This is a genomic window from Arsenophonus nasoniae DSM 15247 (assembly GCF_000429565.1).
In the GTDB taxonomy this organism is placed as follows: Bacteria; Pseudomonadota; Gammaproteobacteria; order Enterobacterales; family Enterobacteriaceae; genus Arsenophonus; species Arsenophonus nasoniae.
The window spans coordinates 1-1203 of the sequence record NZ_AUCC01000265.1 but is presented as its reverse complement, the minus strand read 5'-3'; the positions used below and the strand labels follow the sequence as shown (position 1 = coordinate 1203).

General features: G+C 40.9%; 3 protein-coding genes. All 3 read left to right on the top strand.

The window, feature by feature from the left end:
• Positions 1–111: 111 nt before the first annotated feature.
• The 3 genes from G468_RS0118265 to G468_RS0118255 are packed head-to-tail and all read left to right on the top strand — an operon-like array spanning position 112 to position 1130.
• Positions 112–336 (top strand): RpnC/YadD family protein, encoded by a 225-nt coding sequence (locus G468_RS0118265; protein WP_026824182.1) that lies wholly within the window; start codon positions 112–114, stop codon positions 334–336.
• 4 nt (positions 337–340) lie between these two features.
• Positions 341–931, top strand: a complete 591-nt coding sequence (locus G468_RS0118260; RefSeq protein ID WP_026824181.1) for a ProQ/FINO family protein — start codon at positions 341–343, stop codon at positions 929–931.
• Positions 906–1130: a Wgr family protein gene (locus G468_RS0118255; RefSeq protein ID WP_026824180.1), complete on the top strand. Its 225-nt coding sequence runs from the start codon at positions 906–908 to the stop codon at positions 1128–1130. The genes G468_RS0118260 and G468_RS0118255 overlap by 26 nt, the downstream gene beginning before the upstream one ends.
• Positions 1131–1203 lie beyond the last annotated feature (73 nt).

Sequence of the window (1203 nt, the reverse complement as noted above, 5' to 3'; positions counted from 1 at the left end):
CCACATCAAAAATATCATGAACTAAAAAATGCCGCTTAGATCTTCTACAGAATTTGTTGACCATTACACACTAAGATAGCCAAACAATCAGAAAAACACGAAGGAGCACTTATGACTATTGCTCAACAAATTGAAGAGATCGGAATCAAAAAAGGCAAACTGGAAGGCCGTCAGGAAGGCTACCAGTTAGGCAAAAATGATGGCGTTCAAGAGGGCGAAAAACAGGCTTCAATGAAGATAGCGCGCCAAATGCTAGAAAGTGGCATGGATAGACAATCTGTGATGAAATTTACGGGTTTGACTGATGCCGAAATGAGTAACCTGTTTAAAGATTAAAACGATGACAGAACGCCAAAAATTAAGTCTCAATCGCCCTAGAAAAGCTTCACAGGAAGGGCAAACCTCAAGTACCTCTGTTTATGGTAAAAAGGTCTGGGTCAATGCTGCGCCTAAAAAACAGTTAAAAAAACCGAAACCAAAAAAGGTAGCAAAACAGCAGCCCAAAAAGGTGGTTGAAAAACCTAAACAGGCAGTGAAGGTTAAAACACCAAAACCACCTACACCGCCTAAAAAGCGATTGCCGTTAGAAGAAGCGATTTCCCAGATAACCACTTTTTGGCCTTATCTTTTCCCTGATAGCGAGTTGCGCCCAATGAAAATTGGTATACAACAAGATATGTGGCAGGAAGTGAAAGAAAGGTCATTACCTATAGCCAGAAGGCGTTTAAGAGCCTGTTTAGGCAGTATTGGACATCATGCTAATTATCGCGCACTTATCCAGTTAGGCGCTAGCCGTTATGACAAAGACGGTCTGATAGCAGGCGTTGTCACCCAAGTGGATGTTGATGATAATTTGCAACGTTTGGCACGGCGAAATAAATCATCCCATCAACCTACTGATGCTCATGTTGATTTGGCGTTGGGGAAATGATTCTCGCTGGTATGAAGCGGAACTCTGTTATGATTTATTTGGTGATTTATTGCTTATTCAGCGTTGGGGCGGATTGGGTAATCGACTTAATGGGCAAAATACTAAAATTGTTTCTGATTTACTTACCGGAGTTGCACGGCTCCACGGCATTGACAGGCAGCGCCGGAAAAGAAAAAATCCTTATCATCGGGTAGAATAACCTTATGTATTAGTCTTAACTTAATCTGACAATTCTGATTTAAAAAAGAAAATTACCGGTTTTAATTAACATC

Coding starts and splice junctions, on each gene's coding strand:
- G468_RS0118260 (WP_026824181.1), top strand. CDS start 341: ATGACAGAACGCCAAAAATTAAGTCTCAATCGCCCTAGAAAAGCTTCA.
- G468_RS0118255 (WP_026824180.1), top strand. CDS start 906: ATGTTGATTTGGCGTTGGGGAAATGATTCTCGCTGGTATGAAGCGGAA.
- G468_RS0118265 (WP_026824182.1), top strand. CDS start 112: ATGACTATTGCTCAACAAATTGAAGAGATCGGAATCAAAAAAGGCAAA.